Source organism: Bradyrhizobium sp. USDA 4510 (assembly GCF_054059095.1).
Genome location: NZ_JBSSBT010000001.1, coordinates 4,047,064 through 4,069,922 on the forward strand (window position 1 = coordinate 4,047,064; position 22,859 = coordinate 4,069,922).

General features: G+C 66.1%; 20 protein-coding genes. 14 read left to right on the forward strand and 6 right to left on the reverse strand.

Annotated features, from left to right (window positions below):
- The first annotated feature begins 125 nt into the window (after positions 1–125).
- The 6 genes from ACVMDN_RS18530 (at position 126) to nadC (ending at position 6,378) form a co-directional block, all read left to right on the forward strand.
- Entirely contained in the window at positions 126–1,406 is a 1,281-nt protein-coding gene (locus ACVMDN_RS18530; protein WP_141342882.1) for an O-acetylhomoserine aminocarboxypropyltransferase, read from the forward strand.
- A gap of 157 nt (positions 1,407–1,563) precedes the next feature.
- Positions 1,564–1,971 (forward strand): hypothetical protein, encoded by a 408-nt coding sequence (locus tag ACVMDN_RS18535; protein WP_018271884.1) that lies wholly within the window; start codon positions 1,564–1,566, stop codon positions 1,969–1,971.
- A gap of 119 nt (positions 1,972–2,090) precedes the next feature.
- On the forward strand, positions 2,091–2,942 hold the full coding sequence (locus tag ACVMDN_RS18540; protein ID WP_233475385.1) for an NUDIX hydrolase: 852 nt from the start codon (positions 2,091–2,093) through the stop codon (positions 2,940–2,942).
- Between the two features lie 54 nt (positions 2,943–2,996).
- Complete coding sequence (gene nadA / locus ACVMDN_RS18545; RefSeq protein ID WP_057020659.1) at positions 2,997–3,983, forward strand: quinolinate synthase NadA; 987 nt, start codon at positions 2,997–2,999, stop codon at positions 3,981–3,983.
- A complete protein-coding gene (locus ACVMDN_RS18550) occupies positions 3,980–5,530 on the forward strand; it encodes an L-aspartate oxidase (RefSeq protein WP_316397294.1) in 1,551 nt (516 codons plus the stop codon). The genes nadA and ACVMDN_RS18550 overlap by 4 nt, the downstream gene beginning before the upstream one ends.
- Positions 5,527–6,378 (forward strand): carboxylating nicotinate-nucleotide diphosphorylase, encoded by an 852-nt coding sequence (gene nadC, locus ACVMDN_RS18555; protein WP_168855921.1) that lies wholly within the window; start codon positions 5,527–5,529, stop codon positions 6,376–6,378. Before ACVMDN_RS18550 ends, nadC begins: the two co-directional genes overlap by 4 nt.
- Positions 6,379–6,399: 21 nt before the next feature.
- Here nadC and ACVMDN_RS18560 read toward each other — a convergent pair whose 3' ends face one another.
- Positions 6,400–7,485 (reverse strand): COX15/CtaA family protein, encoded by a 1,086-nt coding sequence (locus ACVMDN_RS18560; protein ID WP_168855922.1) that lies wholly within the window; start codon positions 7,483–7,485, stop codon positions 6,400–6,402.
- A gap of 193 nt (positions 7,486–7,678) precedes the next feature.
- On the opposite strand from ACVMDN_RS18560, the gene ACVMDN_RS18565 reads away from it, so the two are divergent.
- Positions 7,679–7,888, forward strand: coding sequence for a DUF2842 domain-containing protein (locus ACVMDN_RS18565; RefSeq protein WP_016844954.1), 210 nt, complete (start codon positions 7,679–7,681; stop codon positions 7,886–7,888).
- On the opposite strand, the gene ACVMDN_RS18570 is transcribed toward ACVMDN_RS18565, so the two are convergent.
- Positions 7,885–8,913, reverse strand: a complete 1,029-nt coding sequence (locus tag ACVMDN_RS18570) for a polysaccharide deacetylase family protein (RefSeq protein WP_168855923.1) — start codon at positions 8,911–8,913, stop codon at positions 7,885–7,887. The two genes, ACVMDN_RS18565 and ACVMDN_RS18570, sit on opposite strands and share 4 nt — an antisense overlap.
- A 167-nt stretch (positions 8,914–9,080) precedes the next feature.
- On the opposite strand from ACVMDN_RS18570, the gene ACVMDN_RS18575 reads away from it, so the two are divergent.
- Positions 9,081–10,274, forward strand: coding sequence for a GNAT family N-acetyltransferase (locus ACVMDN_RS18575; protein ID WP_076825293.1), 1,194 nt, complete (start codon positions 9,081–9,083; stop codon positions 10,272–10,274).
- Positions 10,275–10,278: 4 nt separating this feature from the next.
- On the opposite strand, the gene ACVMDN_RS18580 is transcribed toward ACVMDN_RS18575, so the two are convergent.
- A complete protein-coding gene (locus tag ACVMDN_RS18580) occupies positions 10,279–11,217 on the reverse strand; it encodes a LysR family transcriptional regulator (RefSeq protein ID WP_076825290.1) in 939 nt (312 codons plus the stop codon).
- A 323-nt stretch (positions 11,218–11,540) separates the two neighbouring features.
- Between ACVMDN_RS18580 and ACVMDN_RS18585 the strand changes: the two genes are divergently transcribed.
- Complete coding sequence (locus tag ACVMDN_RS18585; protein WP_016844958.1) at positions 11,541–12,878, forward strand: MFS transporter; 1,338 nt, start codon at positions 11,541–11,543, stop codon at positions 12,876–12,878.
- A gap of 50 nt (positions 12,879–12,928) precedes the next feature.
- Here the strand turns inward: ACVMDN_RS18585 and ACVMDN_RS18590 are convergent, their stop codons facing one another.
- A complete protein-coding gene (locus ACVMDN_RS18590) occupies positions 12,929–13,888 on the reverse strand; it encodes a LysR family transcriptional regulator (protein ID WP_310885900.1) in 960 nt (319 codons plus the stop codon).
- 139 nt (positions 13,889–14,027) lie between these two features.
- Here ACVMDN_RS18590 and ACVMDN_RS18595 point away from each other — a divergent pair, with 139 nt between their 5' ends.
- Positions 14,028–15,008, forward strand: coding sequence for a Bug family tripartite tricarboxylate transporter substrate binding protein (locus ACVMDN_RS18595; RefSeq protein WP_057020864.1), 981 nt, complete (start codon positions 14,028–14,030; stop codon positions 15,006–15,008).
- Between the two features lie 9 nt (positions 15,009–15,017).
- On the opposite strand, the gene ACVMDN_RS18600 is transcribed toward ACVMDN_RS18595, so the two are convergent.
- A complete protein-coding gene (locus tag ACVMDN_RS18600; protein WP_456835070.1) occupies positions 15,018–17,360 on the reverse strand; it encodes a GumC family protein in 2,343 nt (780 codons plus the stop codon).
- A gap of 175 nt (positions 17,361–17,535) precedes the next feature.
- On the opposite strand from ACVMDN_RS18600, the gene ACVMDN_RS18605 reads away from it, so the two are divergent.
- The 4 genes from ACVMDN_RS18605 (at position 17,536) to ACVMDN_RS18620 (ending at position 22,365) form a co-directional block, all read left to right on the forward strand.
- Positions 17,536–18,147 (forward strand): polysaccharide biosynthesis/export family protein, encoded by a 612-nt coding sequence (locus ACVMDN_RS18605; protein ID WP_076825284.1) that lies wholly within the window; start codon positions 17,536–17,538, stop codon positions 18,145–18,147.
- A gap of 3 nt (positions 18,148–18,150) precedes the next feature.
- Entirely contained in the window at positions 18,151–19,290 is a 1,140-nt protein-coding gene (locus tag ACVMDN_RS18610; protein WP_229190295.1) for a glycosyltransferase family 4 protein, read from the forward strand.
- A gap of 115 nt (positions 19,291–19,405) precedes the next feature.
- The gene (locus ACVMDN_RS18615; protein ID WP_057020669.1) at positions 19,406–20,950 is read left to right on the forward strand and encodes an undecaprenyl-phosphate glucose phosphotransferase; all 1,545 of its coding nucleotides are present in this window, start codon (positions 19,406–19,408) and stop codon (positions 20,948–20,950) included.
- Between the two features lie 146 nt (positions 20,951–21,096).
- Entirely contained in the window at positions 21,097–22,365 is a 1,269-nt protein-coding gene (locus tag ACVMDN_RS18620) for an O-antigen ligase family protein (protein WP_310885898.1), read from the forward strand.
- On the opposite strand, the gene ACVMDN_RS18625 is transcribed toward ACVMDN_RS18620, so the two are convergent.
- Positions 22,337–22,831, reverse strand: a complete 495-nt coding sequence (locus tag ACVMDN_RS18625) for a MarR family transcriptional regulator (RefSeq protein ID WP_141341084.1) — start codon at positions 22,829–22,831, stop codon at positions 22,337–22,339. The two genes, ACVMDN_RS18620 and ACVMDN_RS18625, sit on opposite strands and share 29 nt — an antisense overlap.
- Positions 22,832–22,859 lie beyond the last annotated feature (28 nt).

The window sequence follows — 22,859 nt, forward strand, 5'->3', positions numbered from 1 at the left end:
CTGCGATCATCCGGTATAGCGCGGATGCCCGTCCAACTGGCGGTGTGCCTAACTCGCTTGACGGCGGGCGCCGTCGCCATCAGCATGCCGCGCGTTTCGACCAGGCCACAACAGGATACTAAAGAATGACCGATCGCCTTCCGGGATTTTCCACCCTCGCCGTGCACGCCGGCGCGCAGCCTGATCCCACCACCGGAGCGCGGGCGACACCGATCTACCAGACCACGTCATTCGTCTTCAACGATGCCGACCACGCGGCCTCGCTGTTCGGCCTGCAGGCCTTCGGCAACATCTATACTCGCATCGGCAACCCGACCAATGCCGTGCTCGAGGAACGTGTCGCAGCCCTCGAAGGCGGCACCGCGGCGCTCGCCGTCGCTTCCGGTCACGCGGCGCAGGTCGTCGTGCTGCAGCAGCTGTTGAAGCCCGGCGATGAGATCATCGCGGCACGCAAGCTCTATGGCGGCTCGATCAACCAGTTCACGCACGCCTTCAAGGCGTTCGGCTGGAACGTGGCCTGGGCCGACCCAGATGAGATCGAAAGCTTCGAGCGCGCGGTGACGCCGCACACCAAGGCGATCTTCATCGAGTCGATCGCCAACCCGGCCGGCAGCATCACCGATATCGAGGCGATCGCGGCCGTTGCGCGCAAGGCCGGCGTGCCGCTGATCGTCGACAACACGCTGGCCTCGCCCTATCTGATCAAGCCGATCGACCACGGCGCCGACATCGTCGTGCACTCCCTGACCAAGTTCCTCGGCGGTCACGGCAACTCACTCGGCGGCATCATCGTCGATGCCGGCACCTTCGACTGGTCGAAGGACAACAAATATCCGATGCTGAGCGAGCCGCGCCCGGAATATCACGGCATCCGGATCCAGGAGACCTTCGGCAACTTCGCCTTCGCGATCGCCTGCCGCGTGCTCGGCCTGCGCGACCTCGGCCCCGCGCTGTCGCCGTTCAACGCCTTCATGATCCTGACCGGCATCGAGACGCTGCCGCTGCGCATGCAGAAGCACTGCGACAACGCCAAGGCGGTGGCGGAATTCCTCTCCACTCACCCCGCTGTGTCGGCGGTGAACTATGCCGGCCTGCCCGGCGACAGGTACAACGCCTTGCAGCGCAAATATGCGCCGAAGGGAGCCGGGGCGGTGTTCACGTTTAGCCTTAAGGGCGGCTATGACGCCGGCGTCAATCTGGTGTCGAACCTGCAGCTGTTCTCGCATCTCGCCAATGTCGGCGACACCCGCTCGCTGGTGATCCATCCGGCCTCCACCACCCACAGCCAGCTCGACGACGCCGCCAAGGTGAGGTCGGGCGCGGCGCCCGAGGTGGTGCGGCTTTCGATCGGCATCGAGGACAAGGAAGACCTGATCGCCGACCTCGACCAGGCCCTGCGCGCCTGATCCCGCAATTGTTCCGGAGCGGTGCGCCGTATCGCTCCGGCAACTTGCCCAAGGCGGCGGGCCTCCCGTTAACGCTTAATACCGACGGGCCTCTCGTTAACGTTCAATCCGGCTTAAAGTGGCAGTGATAGGCTCCGGATGATTCGGGAGACCATTGATGCTGCGCTGGACATTGCCGCTCGCGATCGCATTGTTTGCGATCCCGCCTGCTGACGCCGCCGACGGCCCGGCCGTCGCCAAGAGCGCGACCGTCAAGGCCGCGCGCCAGCTGCCGGCGGGCCTGCCGCACCGGCATTACGCCTACCGCACCACGATCACATCGCCGACCTATGTGCGGCGCGGACGCCAGCTCGTGGTCGTCGAGCAGCCCGTGGTGATCCCGCTCAATTCCGAGCCGTATATCCCGTTCGTGCCCGGCGAGCCGCTGCTGCCGGGGTCGTCGTCGCTGCCCGGCTATTACGGCAATTGGCACTCCTACAACTATTTCGGCCCGTACTACGGCGGTGCCTATGTGACCTATTGGGACCGCCTGCCCTACGCCTGTGGCGTCTACGGCTACTGCTAGCGCGGACCGATCGGGTGGCCAGATCGCCGCAGAAATCCAGCGCACCGGCTTCGGGGAACGCGGTGACCGCCGATCTCGTCGCGGTGCTGGTCGCCGTCACCGAGGGCACGCCCAAGATCATGACCATCGCCGGCGGCTCCGCGCTGCCGAGCGGCCCGTTCGAGTTCACCCATCGCTCGCTGCAGACCGCGCTGCGGGCCTGGGTCGAAGCGCAGACCGGCCACCCGCTCGGCTATGTCGAGCAGCTCTACACCTTTGCCGACCGCGGCCGCTCCGGCGATGCCAAGGGGCCGCACAGCGTCTCGATCAGCTATCTCGGCCTGACCCGCGAGGATCGTGTCGGCGAAGGCTTTGAGGCGCACTGGTCCGGCTGGTACGACTACTTCCCCTGGGAGGATCATCGCGCCGGCGCGCCGGCCTTCCTGGCGAAGACGATCGCGCCGAAGCTGAAAACGTGGGCGAAGGCGGCGCCGTCGCCGACGCTGCAGCGCGAGCGCTGGCAGCGTTGCGCCATCACTTTTGGACTCGACGATCGCGACTGGAACGAAGAGCTGGTGCTGCAACGCTATGAGCTGCTCTACGAGGCCGCGCTGATCCCGGAAGCCGGACGCGGGCATGCCCGCGAGGCGCCGGTCGTGCCGGGCAAGCCGATGACGGCGGATCATCGCCGCATTCTCGCGACCGGGATCGCGCGGCTGCGCGCCAAGATCAAATACCGTCCGGTGGTATTCGAGCTGATGCCGGCCGAGTTCACCCTGCTGCAACTGCAACGCAGTGTTGAGGCGCTCGCAGGCCGGCTGGTCCACAAGCAGAACTTCCGCCGGCTGATCGAGCAGCAGGAACTCGTTGAAGAGACTGGCGCAATGGCCGCCGATACCGTCGGCCGGCCGGCCAAGCTATTCCGCTTCCGCCATGCCGTGCTGGCCGAACGGGCCGTCGCCGGCACCAAGCTCCCGCTTTCGCGCACTTGACACGCCTTATGCTCAGGATAAGTATAAGCCATCTTATGCTCACGGAGAGTATAAATGGTTGCGCTCGATACCGATCTGCTCACCCGCACCGCGCCGCTTTATGAGCGCGTCAAACGCGTCATCCCGCCGTTCGAATGGGCCACGTTCGCCGAGGACGTCGATGCGATCCTCGCGCTGAAACGCCGCCGCAACGCGGTGGTACTGGCGCATAATTACCAGACGCCGGAGATCTTCCACGGCGTCGCCGATATCGTCGGCGACAGCCTGTTGCTCGCGCGCGAAGCAACCAAGGTCGATGCCGATGTCATCGTGCTCGCGGGCGTGCACTTCATGGCCGAGACCGCGAAGCTACTCAATCCGGCCAAGACCGTGCTGATCCCCGACCTCAAGGCCGGTTGCTCGCTGGCGGATTCCATCACCGCGCAGGACGTGCGGCTGATGCGCGCGCGCTACCCGGACGCACCGGTCGTCGCCTATGTCAACACCTCGACCGCGGTGAAGGCCGAGTCCGACATCTGCTGCACGTCGGGCAATGCGCTGAAGGTGGTTGAATCGCTCGGCGCCGAGCGCGTCATCATGCTCCCGGATGAATATCTGGCGCAGAACATCGCCAAGCAGACCAGCAAGAAGATCATCGCCTGGAAGGGCCACTGCGAGGTGCACGAGTTGTTCACCGCCGATGACGTGCGTCAGCTGCGCGAGGATCATCCCGATGTCACCATCCTGGCGCATCCGGAATGCCCGCCCGAGGTGGTCGCCGAAGCGGACTTTGCCGGGTCGACGGCTGCGATGCAGTCGTTCGTCGAGACCAAACGTCCGCCGCGCGTCGTGCTGCTGACGGAATGCTCGATGAGCGACAACATCGCCGCGCTAAATCCCGGTGTCGACTTCGTCCGCCCCTGCAATCTCTGTCCGCACATGAAGCGGATCACGCTGAAGAACATCCGTCACGCGCTGGAGACCAACCAGCACGAGGTCACCATCGACTCCGCGATCGCTGATCGCGCGCGCAAGAGCGTCGAAAGGATGCTGGCGATATGAGCATCGATATCTCCGATCTCAACGGCCGCCCGGTGATCATCGGCGGCGGTGCCGCCGGGCTGATGACCGCGCTTCAGCTCGCCCCCGAGCCGGTCGTGCTGCTGTCGAAGTCGCCGCTCGGCGCGGAAGCTTCCAGCATGTGGGCTCAGGGCGGCCTTGCGGCCCCGGTCGGCGCAGATGACAGCCCTGCCCTGCATCTCGCCGATACGCTCGCGGCCGGCGCCGGCCTTTGCGACGCGGCCGCCGCGAGCCGGATCGTCCACGCCGCGCCCGCCGCCGTCGAGCAGCTGGCGAGGCTCGGCGTCGCCTTCGACCGGCACGCCGACGGCAGCTGGCGCCTCGGGCTCGAGGCCGCACACCGCCGCAACCGCATCGTGCACGCCACCGGCGACGGTACCGGACGCGAGATCATGCGCGCGCTGATCGCGGCGGTCCGGCGCACACCATCGATCACGCTGCTGGAAGGCGTCGAGGCGCGCCGGCTGCTGGTCGAGGACAATGCGGTCAGGGGCGTGCTTGCAGCCAACGCAAGCGGCGCGCTGACGATCACGACCAATCGCGTGGTGATCGCGACCGGCGGCATCGGTGGGCTGTTCGCCGACAGCACCAATCCCGGCGGGTGTTTCGGCCAGGGGCTCGCACTTGCCGCACAGGCCGGCGCGAAACTGTCGGACATCGAGTTCGTCCAGTTTCATCCGACCGCGTTCGACGGGCCGTCGCGCCCGATGCCGCTGCTGACCGAGGCGATCCGTGGCGATGGCGCGGTGTTGATCGACGAGACCGGCGAGCGCTTCATGGCCGATCAGCCCGGCGCCGAGCTTGCGCCACGCGACATCGTGGCGCGCGCCGTGTGGCACCACCGTGCCGCGGGGCATCGCACCTTCCTCGACGCGCGCCAACATCCGGGCGCGGAGTTTGCGCAGCGCTATCCCGTGATCAGCGCGTTCTGCAAGATGGCCGGCATCGACCCCGCCCATGATCCGATCCCGATCCGGCCGGCGGTTCACTACCATATGGGCGGCATCGCGGTTGATGGCTATGGCCGCAGCACGGTGCAGGGCCTGTGGGCCTGCGGCGAGGCCGCGCGCACCGGGTTGCACGGCGCCAACCGCCTCGCCAGCAACTCGCTGATGGAAGCGATCGTCTGCGCGCGCTGGGTCGCGGAGAGCATCGAAAGCGTAAGTGCGGGCCCGCGCGCCATGCTGCGCGACGATGCGATGCCACAGGCTTCCGATCCCTCCGCCGTGCGACCGATCCTCACCCAGGGACTCGGCGTCCTGCGCGATCGCGACGGGATCGCCCGCGCGATCCGCAGTCTCTATCCACTCGCATGCGGTCACAGTGCGGCGTCCGACGCAGCATTGGTCGGATTGATGGTCGCGGTTGCCGCCATCCGGCGTGAGGAAAGCCGCGGCGGCCACTTCCGCACCGATTTCCCGCACATTGCTGCGTCGGCCGTTCCGTCGTCCCTTACCCGCGCCGATGCACTCGCCGCCGCGCGCGACATCGTCGAATCCACGCCATTTGCCAGGAGTGCCCTGTCATGACCCTCACCCCCCTGCTGCCGCTGATCTATGAGCCGATCGTGCAGACCGCCTTGCGCGAGGATCTCGGCCGCGCCGGCGATATCACCGCAGACGCCATCGTGCTGGCCGGCCAGCAGGCGCGGCTGGTGATGCGGGCGCGGCAGCCCGGCGTGATCGCCGGGCTCGATGTCGCGCGGTCAGCCTTCCAGACGGTGTCGCCGGCCATCACGCTGCGCGCCGAACGGCCCGACGGCAGCGCGGTCGAACCCGACCAGGTCATCGCGATCATCGACGGCCCGGCCCGCAGCCTGCTCACCGCCGAGCGGACCGCGCTCAACTTCCTCTGCCATCTGAGCGGTGTCGCCACCGCAACGGCTACGCTGGTCAAGGCCGTGGCGGGCACCCGCGCGCAGATCGTCTGCACCCGCAAGACCACGCCGGGACTGCGTGCGCTGGAGAAATATGCGGTGCGCGCCGGCGGCGGCGGCAATCATCGCTTCGGGCTGGATGACGCGGTGCTGATCAAGGACAACCACATCGCGCTCGCCGGCGGCATCCGCACCGCGATCGAGCGCGCCAAGGCCAATACCGGCCATCTCGTCAAGATCGAGGTCGAGGTCGACACGCTGTCGCAGCTCGAGGAGGCGCTGACGCTCGGCGTCGACGCGGTGCTGCTCGACAACATGACGACCGAGCAGCTCAGCCAGGCGGTCGACATGGCGCGCGGCAAGGCGATCACCGAAGCCTCCGGCCGCATCACCGCGGCGACGGCCGCAGCGATTGCCGCAACCGGCGTCGACCTGATCTCGGTCGGCTGGGTGACCCACAGCTCGGCCGCGCTCGATATCGGGCTCGACTATCTGTCCTGATCGATCAAAGAGGTTGATCGATCAACCGGGCTGGCCGACCGCAACGAGGGTCGGCTGATCCCGCTCGGTCCGGCGCGCGGCGAAGCGCTCGGCCTGCAGCACCGCGAGCGTCAGCACGACGATGGCGACGGCCTGGTGCGTCAGCGCCAGATCGATCGGCACCTGATGCAGCAGCGTCAGGATGCCGAGCGTCGCCTGCAGCGTGATCGCCGCCACCAGCCACCAGGCGCCGGCGATCACCGCGCCGCCGGCGCGCGCGCGCATGGCATCGATCGCATGTGCGATCGCCAGCGCGAACAGCAGATAGGCGGTCATGCGATGTTCGAACTGCACCGTCAGCGTGTTGTCGAACAGATTGCGCCACCACGGTGTCTCGAACCAAAGCCGGTCAGCCGACGGAATGAAGCCGCCGTCGATGTCGGGCCAAGTATTATAAACCCTGCCCGCGCGCAGCCCCGCGACCAGCGCGCCGAAATAGAGCTGCACGAAGGTCAGCACGAGCAGCACCGCGCTCGTGAGCTTCAGCCTGAGCGGCGCGATCACGCTTGGGCGGTCGGTCAGGCGCCGCAGCGTCCAGACGATCGCCGCGAAGATCAGAAGCGCCAGCACAAGATGCGTCGCCAGCCGATACTGCGATACCTCGATGCGTTCCGAGAGGCCGGACGCGACCATCCACCAGCCGACGCCGCCCTGCAGCGCGCCGAGGCCGAAAATCACCCACAATCGCCGGCCGAGTTCGCCGCTCACCGCGCCGCGCCACAGGAAATACAGGAACGGCAGCAGATAGGCCGCGCCGATCACGCGGCCAAGCAGCCGGTGGCTCCACTCCCACCAGAAGATCGTCTTGAATTGCTCGAGCGTCATCCCGGCGTTGAGCTCGCGATATTGCGGGATCCTCTTGTAGCCCTCGAAGGCTTGGGTCCACTGCGCCTCGGTCAGCGGCGGCAGCGTACCGGTCACCGGCTTCCATTCGACGATCGACAGGCCGGACTCGGTCAGCCGCGTGGCGCCGCCGACCAAGACCATCAGGGCGATCAGGGCGGCCACCGCGACCAGCCATACCCTGACGGCGCGAAGCTGCGATGTCTTTGCGGAAATACCGGCCATTTCGCCCTGACTTGATTGGATTTTCGGGCCCCTTATAGTCCGCCGCGCCCGCGGCGCAAGCCGCCGTCCGGAGCCTCGTTTCCGATCAAGTCGGAAGCAAGCTCCAGAACGTTGTTTTGACGCGTTTTCTTTGCGCGAACCGGTGCCCGCTTCGCTCGAAAACGCCCTGGATCACGAGTTGCAAATATCCGCCATGGCCATACGCACCCGCAAACTGCTCGGAACCATCTTCCTGCTGATCCTGGTGGTGGTGTGGTCGCTGCTTGGCATGACGGTCGCGCAGACGCCGTGGCTTGCCAATTCGGGGCTGCTGCAGGCGATCTTCTACGTCGTCGCTGGCCTCGGCTGGGTGCTGCCGGCGATGCCGATCGTCGCCTGGATGTCGCGGCCCGATCGCGCCTAAGTAACGTCCTGGTCGCGCGCGCTGCGCGTCGGCCGCACCGGCGCGAACATCACGCCCGACAGCAGTACCCGCATCATCCGCAGCGAGCGCACGCGGCCGTCCCATGCGATGCGCGGCAGCGCGTGAAGGTTGGTGCGCCCCTGCGCCTCGATGACCCCTGGTATGGTCGACACCGCGCTGGCAAAGCCGGCCTCTTCGGCCATCACGACATGCGGACGGCCGAACGCATCGCGGTCCCCGAACGGGAATGCGAAATGTCTGACCTGCCGCCCAAGCGCGCTCTCGGCCACCGCCTTGCCCATCGCCATCTCGCGCTGCGCGTCGGCATCCCTGAGGCTCGACAGCGCCGGATAGTTCACGGTCGCGCTGCCGAACGTCACGTTCGGATCGGCGGCAAGCTTCGCCAGATCCTGCCAGTCGAGTGACGCATTGCGTGACAATTGGGCTGCGTCGGCCGAATAGCGCCTGGCGAGATCGTTCAGCGCGTAGGACAGGTCCGACGGCGGCAGCTTGCGCAGCCAGCCGGACAGGAAATCGAACAGCTCGTATTTGTCCGAGAGATTTGAAATCGCGAAGTGCCGCTCCCGGCCGTCGATCATCATGCTGATGCGGTTTTCGCGCGCGATGATTTCCTCCAGCACCAGCCACCACGCCACGCCGACGCCATCGGGAAAGGCCGTCGGCAGATACAGCGCGAAGGGAACGCCGTGCCTGGCGAGCACCGGCCAGGCATGGGTGACGATGTCCTTGCTGGCGCCGTCAAAGGTCAGGCAGGCAAAGCGCCGGCGCTCCGGCAAGGTCACCGCGCGGCGGCAAGCCTCATCGATCCTGACGATGTCATACCGCCAGCGCTTCAACCCACGGATCGTGCGATCGAGGAAAGCCGGCGTGATCTCCTGGGACTTCAGCGGCTGAAACCGGCCGCGTCGCGCGGGACGAACGCGGGCGAAGCGCAGGATCACCCCGGCGCCGCCGCTCTCGCGTTCCCGCAGCTTGAAGGCGCCACTGAAATACGCGAGCTCCATTCCGGCCCGTCGTAAAATCCCGCTGTCCGGCGCCAAGATCCCCGTCCTTGTCAGGCGGTTCCCGCACACCGCCGCGGCATTGTTCTTACTCTTTGTTGACATTTCCCTGCGAAGGTCGGCCCCAGCCGAGAACTGTAAATTAATACCCTAAAATTTCGGGTTCCGAGATGACCATGGCGGCGGCAATCGAAGGCCAGACGGCCGAGACGCGGGCGTGGCCGAACGCGATCCGCGTCGCCGGCGTCGACATCTTTCATGATCTCACCGCGGCCGAAGCGACCTGGCGCGGCTTCGAGACGTCGCAGCACAGCTACACGCCCTATCAGCGGTTCGATTTCCTCGCCAGCTGGCAACGCCAGGTCGGTGAGCGCGAGGGCCTGCGGCCCTTCATCGTCGTCGCTCATGACAGCGAACGCCGGCCGCTGCTGCTGCTGCCGCTCGCAATCGAATCCCGCCTCGGCGCGAACTGCGCGAGCTTCATGGGCGGCAGGCATGCGACCTTCAACATGGCGCTGTGCGCGAAGGATTTCGCCGCCGATGCGACGGAAGCCGACATCGCGGCCCTGATCCGATCGATCGCCGAACGCTCCCGCGCCGATGCGCTCGCGCTCTGCCAGCAGCCGCTGCGCTGGCGGGATCTGCCGAATCCGCTGGCGCTGCTGCCGCATCAGGCTTCGGTCAACGACTGCCCGGTGCTGGCGATCGAGCCCGGCGCGGCACCGGCGGCGCTGGTCAGCAACTCGTTCCGCCGCCGCCTCAAGGGCAAGGAGCGCAAGCTGCAGGCGCTGCCCGGCTATCGCTATTATGTCGCGAGCGAGAGCGCCGATGTCTGCCGCCTGCTCGACTGGTTCTTCCGCGTCAAGCCGCAGCGCATGGCCGAGCAGAAGCTGCCGAACGTGTTCGCCGAGCCGGGCATCGAGCAGTTCATTCGTGCCGCCTGCCTCGCGCCGCGCGCCGACGGCAACGGCTACGCGATCGACATCCACGCGCTGGAGTGCGACGAGGAAGTGATCGCGATCTTCGCCGGCGTGTCCGACGGTCATCGCTTCTCGATGATGTTCAACACCTACACGATGTCGGCCAATTCCAAGTTCAGCCCCGGCCTGATCCTGATGCGCGATATCATCGATCGCCATGCCGGCCTGAACTACCGCGCTCTGGATCTCGGCATCGGCTCGGACGAGTACAAGCGGCTGTTCTGCAAGGACGATGAAGCCGTCGTCGACAGCTTCGTTCCGCTCAGCTTGCGCGGCAAGCCGGCGGCCAGCGCGCTGTCGGCCATCAATCGCGCCAAGCGCGCTGTGAAGCAAAATCCGGCGCTGTTCGAGATTGCCCAGAACCTGCGCAGCATGTTCCGCTGAGTGTTCAGCGCGCCGCGTCGCCCTGCTCTGCGCCGCCATTCGGTACGCCGAGCCGTTTCATCGCGTCGAACAAGAGTGCCGCAGCGGGTGACAGCGCACGCTTGCGCAACTTGATCAGGCCGTAATTCTCCAACAACAGCCTGTCGCGCAGGCGCAGCACCTTGAACCGCTGCGGATCGACCAGATCGAACACCAGCATGGGGACCGGCACGATCGCGTCGATGCCCGCGGCAATTCCGACCGATGCGAAAAACGACTCGGTGTTGATGACCCGGCGCGGCGGCGTCACGCCGCGGCTCATGAACAGCCTCTCGAGTGCCTGGCGCATGAAGGATTCGCGCGGCTGGCAGATCCATTGCTGGTCGGCCATGTCCTCCAGCTCGACCGTCTCGCGGCCGGCCAACGGATGCTCCGCGCGAACGAGCAGCACCGCCTCCTCCGCGCCGATCTCGTAATAGTCGAATTGCCGGGGGTCGATGCCGGCGGGAATCCTGGCGATGACGAAATCGAACTCGAGCGCCAGCAGTCGCGTGATCAATGGCGGGCTGGTGCTGACATCGAGCGAGATGTTCACCCGATTCAGCTTTTCGCCGAGATACTGGATCACGTCGACGACGAGGTCGATGCTCGGCTTGGCGACTGTTCCAACGGAGACGGTGCCGAGCTCACCGGATTTGTAGCCCGCGAACTCGTCGGTGACCTGGTCGAGATCGGCCAGCACGCTCTTGCCGCCACGGATCAGGATCGATCCATAGGCCGTCGGTTCGACGCCGCGCGCCGTGCGCTCGAACAAGGGAACCCGCGCCAGCGCCTCGATTTCGGCAAGCATCTTCGATGCCGCCGATTGGGTGATGTTCAACCGCTCGGCGGCGAGCTGCAACTTGCGCTCATTGTCGAGAGCGACCAGCAAGCGCAGCTGGCGCAGTTTCAGATTACTGATCACGGCCCGCCACCATCCTGCCCGGCAAGGGCCCTTTCCGTTCCGATTAAGCCGGAACGGGGCTCCAGATTCTGCTTTGAGGCGTTTTCTTGACGCGAGCCGGCAGCCACTTCGCCGGAAAACGCTCCAGGGTTCCCGCGTTTATACCGCGGTGCATCATGACAGTTTCGCCGTGGCTCCATTCCCAAATGCCATTAGTCACGCGGCAGTCGATTACACAACAATGAAGAAGACTTGCAAGAGCAACGCGACGAACCGCTGCGGGTGCGCGAGGTGCCGCCCCGAACAGCGCAGTGATCGTCTGCCGAATCGAAAAACAGGAAGGGATGGGAACGATGAGCGACGATGTCGAGAAGCGCGCGATCGGAAAGATGATGCGGCGGCTGATTCCGTTCCTCATCCTGTGTTACTTCGTGGCCTATCTCGATCGCGTCAATGTCGGCTTCGCCAAGCTGCATATGAACGCGGCGCTCGGCCTCAGCGAGGCCGCCTACGGGCTCGGCGCCGGGCTGTTCTTCATCGGCTACTTCTTCTTCGAGGTGCCCTCCAACATCCTGCTGGAGCGGTTCGGTGCGCGGCGGTGGATCGCCCGCATCATGATCAGCTGGGGCATCGTCTCGGCCGCATTTGCCTTCATCCCGCAGATGTCCGCGGCGAGCGGCCTGTCGAGCGAATGGATCTTCTACTTCCTGCGCCTCCTGCTCGGCGCCTGCGAAGCCGGCTTCTTCCCGGGCATCATCTTCTATTTGACGCTCTGGTTCCCGTCGGTGTACCGCGCGCGCGTCATCAGCCTGTTCATGCTGGCGATCCCGATCTCGAGCATCATCGGGGCGCCGATCTCGGGATTGCTGCTCAACCTGTCGGGCGCCGGCCTGACCGGATGGCAGTGGCTGTTCGTCTGCGAGGCATTGCCGTCGGTCCTGGTCGGCTTCGCTGTCCTGACCTTCCTGCCGGATTTTCCGCGCCAGGCAAGCTGGCTGCAGCCCGACGAGGTCAAGTGGATTCAGACGACGCTTGAGCGCGAGCGGCAGCAAACCGAGGCCGTGGAGCATATTTCCGTCCTGCAGTCGCTCACCGACTCGCGGGTCCTTGCCTGCGCCTTCGTGTATTTCTGCCTCAACGCGGCAAGCTACGGCGTCGCATTCTTCCTGCCCACCATCATCAAGGCGTTTGGCGTCACCGACACCCAGACCGGCTTGATCGCGGCCCTGCCCTTCGTGTTCGGCGCGGTCGGCATGGTGCTGCTCGGCCGCCATTCCGACAAGACCGGCGAGCGGCGATACCATGTCGCCGGCGCGCTGACGCTCGCCGCCGTCGGTATCGGCCTTGCCGGGCTGGTGTCGAATCCGGTGCTGATCGTCGCCCTGCTCTGCCTTGCGCAGATCGGCGTGTCGGCGGTGCCGCCGATGTTCTGGCCGATGCCGGCAGGTATCCTGACCGGCGCCTCGGCGGCGGCAGGCATTGCCGCGATCAACTCGCTCGGCAACCTGTCAGGCTTCGCCGGCCCATTCGCCGTCGGCTATCTGAAGGACCTGACGGGCAGCTTTACGGCAGGGCTGCTGCTGCTCGCCGTGATGGGACTGATCGGCGCGCTGGTCACGATCAGGCTGCGGATCGATCCGGTGCTCGAGCGAACCGCGCGCGAGCCGATGATGGCGCACTAGGCATCGGGCGCCTCCACCGGATGGGATGGGAACGGCGCCGGTAATGCCTGTCACCTGCCGGCGGCCGCCTTGCTTGCGGCCGCCTTGGCGATCTCACGGATGCACGCGATGAAGATCTCGGCGGTCGGGCCCAAGGTGCGGCCTTTCAACGTGACGATCGCGGCCGAGACGGCGGCCGCTCGCGGAAGCTGAACCGGAAGCTCCTTCAGCCCGAGATCACCGCCGGCAAACCGCGCGACCGAGCCCGGCAGCACGGTGATGAAGCGGCCGGTCGCGGCGAGCCGGCAGCACAAATGAAGCGACAGCGTCGTGATCGGCGCGCTTGGCATCTGCATTCCGAATTCGCGAAACGTCTCCGCCACCGCGGCGCCCGGAAAGGTGTCCGGCGGAGGCAGCACCCAGCGCTCGTGTGCGAGGTCGGCCAATTCGAGCCTGGACGCGCGCGCCCATTTGCTTCGCCTTCCCGCGACCACGACGCGCCGATCGTCGAGCAAGGGCTCGACCGCCAGGTCCGTCTCGTCAAACGGCGTCGGCGTCCATCCAAGCAACAGATCGATGTTGCGCTCGCGCAGTTCGCGGTAGCGCAGATCGCTGAGAACGGTCTGCGCGACATTGATGCGGATGCCGGGATGCTGCCGCGTGAAGCGGTCGATCGCCACCGGAAGCAAGCCCGCTGCGATGCTCTCCGTGCTGCCGATGCGCAACTCTCCGATGCTCGGATCGGCCAGAAACTCGAGCTCCTGCAAGCCCTGGGTAAGCTCGTCGAAGATCGAGACCCCGCGTCGCACCAGAGCATGGCCATAGGCCGTCAGTTCGATGCCGTTACGGCAACGATCGAATAGCCGAAGGCCGAGCGCGTGCTCCATGTCGCTGACCGCCCGCGAAATCGCCGGCTGCGACACCGCGAGCTCCGCGGCAGCCTTCGCCATGCTGCCGCGCCGCGCGATAACGAGCAGGATGTGCAGGTCGCGCAGCTTGATCCGGCGTCGGGCACGCTCGATGTCCTGCATCAGCGATCCTTACCAAAACGGTTATGGACGCCTCAGACACTAGCATTGGACGTTTATCCCCGCCTCACGCATCCTCCGCGTGCGATGACGCAGATCGTCGCGCCCCGAACGGCGCGGCTCGACGACCATGGAGGCATGCATGTTGACCCGTCGCGACGTCCTGACCGCGTCAGCGGCCGGTGCCGCGCTCGCCGCCGCAGGCCTGGTCCGGCCAGTCGGCGCGCAGCCCCGCCTGAAGACCGCCCATATCCTGACCGGCTACACGCCCGGATTGCCCGACGCCGTCGCAAGGCTCGTTGCCGGGCAGATGAAGGACTATGCCGACTCCATCGTCGTTGAGACCCGGCCCGGCGCGAGCGGCCGGATTGCGATCGAGGCGGTAAAGAACGCCGAGGCCGATGGATCGGTCATGCTGCTCGCGCCGCTTGGGTTCATCGCGCTGTTTCCACACACCTACAATTCGCTCGCATACACACCGCAGGACTTCACGCCGGTATCGACCGTCGGCTCATTCGCGACGCTGCTGGCGATCGGCCCGAAAGTCCCGAACGATGTCAGGAGCCTCGCCGACTTCGTCGCCTGGTGCCGCGCCAACCCGACACAGGCGACCTACGGCACGCCGGGCGTTGGCACCACCCTGCATTTCATCGGTGCGATGCTCGGCCGAACCGCGGGCTTCGACTATCTCCACGTGCCCTATCAAGGCAGAGGGGCGGTCCAGGATCTCCTGAAGGGCGAGATCGCGTCGGCGGTGATGCCGATCGACAGCCTGCTGGGTCAGGTCCAGTCCGGACAGCTTCGCGCTCTGGCGACGACCGGTCCCAGCCGTCTCAAATCCCTCCCCGATGTGCCGACGGTGGCGGAAGCCGGTTACCCCGGGCTTCAGGACGTGACCTGGTTCGGCATCTTCCTGCCGGCGAAGACGCCCGCGGCAATCGTCGCGCAACTCAACGGCGCGATCCAGGCGTCATTGCGCAGCGACGAGGTCAAGTCCGGCATGGCCAAACTGTCGGTCGACGTCGACGCAATCGCGATGAATGACTTTGCGCAACTGCTCGCCACCGAATCCGATCGCTGGAAAGGGATCGTGCGGGCGACCGGATTTACCCCGACGGGCTGACGGTGGCGCTCAGGCAGCCACCACCCGCGGGCCCCTCACAGCCGCTTCCGACGCCGCGTAGGGCTTGCTCAGCATCGTCACTTCGGCGAAGCCGACCGCCCTGAGTTGCTCGACCATCGAGTGGCGGGCATCCTGCGCCATGGTGGCGTCGGGCACGACGACCGCCTGCGCCTTCGCGGTCAGCAGTTCGGCCGGCAGGTCGAGGGCCGAACCGGCGTCGAGCAGCACGTGGTCGTAGACCCTGAGCAGCGCATCGATCGCAAGGGCGAGCCGCGGCGATTGCAGATGCGAGCGATCGAAGCCCGGACGCCCGGCGCTGACGATCTGAACACGCGACTGCCGGTCCTTGGTGATGATCTGCGCGAAGGTCGCCTCGCCCTGCATCAGCTCGGCAAGGCCGGGCGCCGCCGGATCGACGGTCGCCGACGTCAGCACCGGCGAGGACGCGACGAGATCGACGACGACAACCTTGGCCTGGCGCGCCATCAGACGCGCCAGCGTCAGGGCGGTCAACGTAACGCTATCAGCCGCGGCCGGGCCGAGCACGGTGACCTTGTGGGCGGCGGGACCGGCGGCGACAAGGCGCTCGGCGAGCTCATCGATCTCGTCGGCAGTCTGGGCGGACTCAGGCTGCGGCGGAGGTTCATAGGCAGCCGCAGGCTCCAGCGGCAGTTCGGGCTCCACGGCCGGCTTCGGCGCGACCGGCGATGCGAGCGCGGGTTCAGGGGGCAGCGCCGGCGCGGGCTGGTCCACGGTTGCGGCATCCATGACCGGCTCGCGGCGCCTGATCACGGCAGCCGCCGGCGCGAAGGCGCGGCCAACCGCACCGGGCGCGGAGATGCGCAGCAGCTCGCCGGTGATGATGATGCCGGATGACAGCAGCAGCGTCGCCAGCGTCGCGATCAGCACGATCGGCAGCTTCTTCGGATAGGCCGGCGTATTCGAAACCGAGGCGCGCGAGATGATGCGACCGTCGGTCGGCGCGGCCTCGATGTTCTCGCGCGCCGTCGCCTCGCGGTACTTGGCGAGATAGGCCTCCAGCAGGTCGCGCTGCGCCTTGGCTTCGCGCTCCAGCCCGCGCAGTTGCACGTCCTGGCTATTGCTAGACGACGCCTGCCTCTTCGACTGGTCCAGGCTCGCCTGCAACGCCATGACTCGGCCATCGGCGACGCGGGCGTCATTGTCCAGCGAGCGCGAAACCTTGCCGGCTTCTTCGCGCAATTGCCGGTCGAGATCGGCGATCTGCGCCTTCAATTCCTTGATGCGCGGATGGTTGTCGAGCAGCGTCGACGACTGCTCGGCAAGCTGCGCGCGCAGCGTGCCGCGCTGTTCGGCCAGCCGGCGGATCAGCTCGGAATTGAGCACCTCCGACGCCTCGATCGGCTTGCCGACCTGAAGCATCTCCCGGATCAGCCGTGCCTTGGTCTCGGCATCCGCCTTCAGCGCGCGGGCATTGTTGAGCTGCGTGTTCAGCTCACCCATCTGCTGGTTCGACAGCGGGATGTTGTTGGTGCCGACGAACAGGCTCGACTTCGAGCGGAATTCCTCGACGCGCGAATCCGCCTCTGCGACCTTGGTGCGCAGCTTGTCGATCTCGCCGAGCAGCCATGTGCTGGCGGATTTGGCCTGGTCCTGCCGCGCGGCCTGCTGCAGCACGAGATAGCCGTCCGCGATCGAGTTGGCGACGCGCGCCGCAAGCTCGGGATCCTCGGACTGGAACTCGATTACCATGACGCGCGACTTGTCGACCGCAAAAGCCTGGAAGCGCTCGTAATAGGAATCAAGCACCCGCTCTTCCGGCGTCAGGCTGAACGGGTCACGGCCGATGCCGAACAGCGCCAGCAGCGACTTCAGCGGCGAAAAGCCCCGCAGCACCGGATCGAACTCCGGAAGTTCGGCCAGCTTGTTCTTCTTGATGATGTCGCGCGCGAGATCGCGCGACAGCAACAGCTGCACCTGGCTCGTCACCGCCTCGGCGTCGAGCGAGGTGCGCTCCAGGTCGCGCTCGCCGTTCGGACGCAGGAAGGCGTTCTCGCGATTGTCGATCAGGATTCGCGCTTCCGACTTGTAGCGCGGCGTCACGACGTTGACCGCGGCAAGCGACAACGCGAACACCAGCACCGTCGGCACGATGATCCAGCCGCGCTTGCGCGCCAGCGCGCGGCCGAGCACGTGCAGGTCAAGATCGGCCGCCTCCGCCGGACGGGCCGGCTTGTCAGGAGCAGGCTTGTCGGGATCAGGCTTGGGCGCAGCCGGCTTCACGACAGCTTCGTCGGCAACGGGCGCAGACTTCGGCAACGCCCGTTGCACGACGGCCTTATCCTTGCCTCTACGCCAGAATGCAAAACGCATAACGAACCCCCGCGGACACCGCGACTCCATCTCAATGGGGCGATTACAGTCCATTAAGGTTGCCGCTGGGTTAATCGGTGGGGTTGACGGGCATGGCCGCCACCACCCGCCCCGTCATTCTTTGTTAACCATGGGTGCCGTTAATCGGAGCCGATATTGTCGCGGGATTCCTTGCATGCGCGATCTGCGCGCTCCCCTTATTTGTCTGGTCGCTGCGCTCGCGCTGTCGGGCTGCATTGGCCGAACGTCGCCGCTTGCCGGTGACCCCGGTCTCGAACCGATGGCGTATGCTGCGCCCGTGGCCTATGCCGATCCCGCACCGACGCGCGAGGGCTATAATCTCGGCCCCGGCGACAAGCTCCGCGTTGTGGTCTATGGCCAGGAAGGGCTGACCAACGCCTATGCGATCGACGCCGCGGGCGCGATCACCATGCCGCTGATCGGCTCGGTGCCGGCGCGCGGCCGGACGCCCGCCGGGCTTGCCGCCGAGATCACCGCGCGGCTGCGCAACGGCTTCATCCGCGAGCCGTCGGTCGCAGTCGAGATCGAGGCCTACCGGCCGTTCTTCATCCTCGGCGAAGTCCAGGCCCCCGGCCAATATCCCTATGTGCCCAACATGACGGTCGAAAGCGCGATCGCGATCGCCGGCGGCTTCTCGCCGCGCGCCAGGCGCGACGAGGTTACCGTCACCCACACCAATGCATCCGGCGCCGGCCGCTTCGTCGCTCCCCTGGGCACGCCGATCGGCCCCGGCGACACCGTGTTCGTCGGCGAGCGCTGGTTCTGATCGATGGCGCAGGATCAAAATCAGCAACCGCCCCTCCGCATCCTGCACGTGGTGCGTGCCCCGGTCGGCGGCATCATTCGTCACATCCTCGACGTCGCCAACGGCCAGATCGAACGCGGCCATCATGTCGGCATCGTCGCCGACAGTTTGACCGGCGGCGCGCGGGCCGACGCGGCGCTTGCCGAGATCGAGCCGCGGCTCAAGCTCGGCGTCCACCGCGTCGCGATACGCCGTGAGCCGCGCTTCGCCGACTTCATGGTCTGGGCCCACATCGCCGGCCTGATCCGCAAGCTGAAACCCGATGTCGTCCACGGGCATGGCGCCAAGGCCGGCGCCTATGTCCGGCTGCGGCGGCGGTCGGGCAAGGTGATCCGGGTCTACACGCCGCATGGCGGCTCGCTGCACTACCCGCTCGACACCTGGAAGGGCCGCTTCTACAGCCAGCTCGAGCGCACCCTGATGAACAGCACCGACCTGTTCCTGTTCGAGAGCGCGTTTGCCCGCGACACCTATCAGCGCACCGTCGGCAAGCCGGCAGGCCTCGTGCGCTGCGTGTTCAACGGCGTCACCGCGGAGGAGTTCGAACCGGTCCCCCGCGCCGACGATGCCACCGACGTGGCCTATGTCGGCGAGTTCCGGCGCATCAAGGGCGCCGATCTGCTGATCGACGCGGTGGCGAAGCTGCGCGCCGAGGGCAAGCCGGTGACGTTGACGCTCGGCGGCGACGGCGAGGAATTCGAGCGCCTCAAGGAGCAGGTGAAGCGGCTGTCGCTCGGCGAGGCCGTCCGCTTCATCGGTCACGTCAAGGCGCGCTATGGCTTTTCGAAGGGCAGCCTGCTCGTGGTGCCCTCGCGCGGCGATTCGATGCCCTATGTAGTGATCGAGGCGGGCGCGGCCGGCGTTCCGATGATCGCCGCCGATGTCGGCGGCATCCCGGAGATCTTCGATACCCACACCGACGCCCTGTTCGCGCCGAGCAATGCTGGAGCGATGGCCGACGCGATCAAGGCCGCGCTCGACGATCCCGCCGCGACCGCGGCGCGCGCCGAGCGATTGCGCGAGCGGATTTCGGAACATTTCTCGCAAAGCGCGATGGTCGAGGGTGTACTGGCCGGCTATCGCGACGCCTTTGCCAAACGTTAACCACTTCTTGCACACGTAACCGTTTCTTCCGATTTGTCCCCTTAAGTCACGTCCGGGGGAATTTTCGTGCTGCGCGCGGATGCCCATCTGCATGCGCAGGAATGGACGTGGACTCGTGGAACCGTTTAACGCACGCTCGATGCTGGATGCCGCTGCGTCTGCGACGGCCGCTCAGCCGCAGATCGAACGGCGCCGGCGCCTCTCGCCGGCCGCGCTCGCCGTTACCAACCAGAAGGTTCGCGGCGCCTACTCGCCGGTTGTGATCGCCGGCGTGGTTCGCCTCGCCGACTTCGTGCTGCTCAGCCTGGTCGGCGTCGGGCTTTATCTCGCCTATGTCAGGCCGCTCGCCGGCGGCAGTATTCACTGGGGGTACATCGCATCGATCCTCGGCATGTCGGCTGCCGCCGTGGTTTGCTTCCAGGCCGCCGATATCTACCAGGTGCAGATCTTCCGCGGCCAGCTTCGCCAGATGACGCGCATGATCTCGTCGTGGGCCGTCGTGTTCCTACTGTTCATCGGCATCTCCTTCCTGGTCAAGCTCGGTGGCGAGGTCTCGCGGGTCTGGCTGTCGTCGTTCTTCTGCGTCGGCCTTGCGGTGCTGATCGCCGAACGGCTGCTGCTGCGATCGATGGTGCGCGCCTGGGCGCATGACGGCCGGCTCGACCGCCGCACCATCATCGTCGGAGCAGACCACAATGGCGAGCAGCTGATCGAGGCGCTGAACGCCGAGGATGATTCCGACATCCATCTGCTCGGCGTGTTCGACGACCGCAATGACGATCGCGCCACCAACACCTGCGCCGGCGCACCGAAACTCGGCAAGATCGATGACATCGTCGAATTCGCTCGCCGCACCCGCGTCGACCTGGTGCTGTTCGCGCTGCCGATCTCGGCGGAGACCCGCATCCTGGAAATGCTGAAGAAGCTGTGGGTGCTGCCGGTCGACATCCGCCTGTCGGCCCATACCAACAAGCTGCGCTTCCACCCCCGTTCCTATTCCTATATCGGCAAGGTGCCGACGCTCGATATGTTCGAGGCGCCGATCACCGACTGGGATCTGGTGCTGAAATGGCTGTTCGACCGCGTGGTCGGCGGTCTGGCCTTGGTTGCGGCGCTGCCGGTGTTGGGACTGGTGGCGCTCGCGGTGAAACTCGACAGCCCCGGCCCGGTGCTGTTCCGCCAGAAGCGCTTCGGCTTCAACAATGAGCGGATCGACGTCTACAAATTCCGCTCGCTCTACCACCATCAGGCCGACCCCACCGCCTCCAAGGTGGTGACCAAGAACGATCCGCGCGTGACCCGCGTCGGCCGCTTCATCCGCAAAACCTCGCTCGACGAATTGCCGCAACTGTTCAACGTTGTGCTGAAGGGCAATCTCTCGCTGGTCGGCCCGCGCCCGCACGCCGTGCAGAGCAAGCTGGAGAACCGCCTGTTCGACGAGGCGGTCGACGGCTACTTCGCCCGCCACCGCGTCAAGCCCGGCATCACCGGCTGGGCGCAGATCAACGGCTGGCGCGGCGAGGTCGACACTGACGAGAAGATCCAGAAGCGCGTCGAATACGACCTCTATTACATCGAGAACTGGTCGGTGCTGTTCGACCTCTACATCCTGCTCAAGACCCCGTTCTCGCTGCTAACGAAAAGCGAGAACGCGTACTGATCGAGGCGGGTTCAAACCGCACGTCATTGCGAGCGCAGCGAAGCAATCCACGCTGCCGCTAGGGGATAGGTGGATTGCGTCGTCGCTGACGCTCCTCGCAATAACGGGTGTCAGGTTCTGTGTCCGTTGCGTTGCGTGAGTATCCGATGGCCTATGCGGCGACAGCCGGGACGACCCATTCGCTGACATCAGCACCAACGGGCGTGCTGGCGCTGCAGCGGGCGCTGGTGTGGCTGGCCGGCGCGTCCGGCGCCATCGTGTTCATCGAGCCGAGCCCGTATGAGCTCGTCACGCTGACTGCCTGCGTGCTGTTCTTCGCCACGGGCCTGCGCATGCGGCTCGTGTTCATGCCGCTGCTGTTCACATTGATCGTGCTCAATGTCGGCTACAGCATCGGTGCGGTGCCGTTCCTCGACAAGCCGGAGGTGGTGAACTGGATCCTGACCTCCTGGTACATGGCCATCACCGTCATCTTCTTCGCGATGGTGATGTCGGAGGATACCGAAGCCCGCCTCGACATGCTGCGCCGCGGCCTGATCGTCGGCGCGATGATCGCTTCGCTCGCCGGCATCGCCGGCTACTTCCGTCTGGTGCCCGGCGGCTACGACCTGCTGACGCTGTATGACCGCGCCCGCGGAACCTTCAAGGACCCGAACGTGCTCGGCGCCTTCCTGATCCTGCCGGCGCTGTTCACGCTGCAGAGCGTGGTCTCCGACCGCTTCGGCAAGGCGCTCCGCAACGCCATCGCCTTCGGCATCATCTCGCTCGCGATCCTGCTGTCGTTCTCGCGCGCCGCCTGGGGCGGCCTCGTGATCACCGCGGCCTTCATGCTGGCGCTGATGGTGTTCACCAGCCGCTCGCAGGCGCAGCGCTCGCGCATCATCGTGATGACCTTGATCGCCGCGATCCTGGCCGTGGCGCTGATCGCTGTGCTGCTCTCGATCGGCTCGGTCGCGGACATGTTCAAGCAGCGCGCGAGCTTCGACCAGAGCTATGACGAAGGCCGCTTCGGCCGGTTCGGCCGCCACATCCTCGGCGCCCAGATGGCGCTCGAGCTGCCGTTCGGCATCGGGCCGCTGCAATTCCACACCTACTTCCCCGAGGACACCCACAATTCCTATCTCAACGCCTTCATGTCGGGCGGCTGGATCTCGGGGATTTGCTATCCGGCGCTGGTGTTCGTCACCGCGATCATCGGCTTCCGCTACATCTACATGCAGGTGCCGTGGCAGCGCGGCTATCTCGCGGTCTTCTCGGCGTTCCTCGGCTTCGTCGGCGAGAGCTTCATCATCGATACCGACCACTGGCGGCACTTCTGGATGATGCTGGGCACGATGTGGGGCATGTATGCGGCAGCCGAGCACTACCGCGCGACGTCGGCACGGATCATCGACGAGTCTTCGGCGGCATCTTGAGACTGGCGCGCTGCTCCGGCGGCATGTCGATCACCGCCTTCAATGCTCCGGTCGCTTCCAGCACGCCCTTGTAGCCGTCATTGGCGAAGCGCAGCAGCAAGCGCAGCTCGTCGTCGGTGTAGCTGCTCCACAGCTTGAGCATCGCCTCCTGCATCGGCACGTAGAACTTGCCGATCTCCGCCGCTTTTTCCTCCACCACCGAGATGAAGACCTTGCGGCGGTCGCTCTCGTCCCGCTCGCGGCGCACGTAACCCGCCTTCTCCAGACGATCGACCACGCCGGTGATCGCGCCGGTGGTCAGCCCGGTGACCTCGGCGAGGCGCCCCGCGGTCACACGCCCCTCAAGGTGCAGGATGTCCATGCATTCCATGTCGGAGTTGGAGATTCCGGCCATGTTTGCAACGGCTTGGCCGTACATCACGCCCTGCGCGGATGACCGGCGCATCGCCTCCTCGAGTTCCTGCATCAGCGCTTCGCGCGACGTCGTGCTTGAC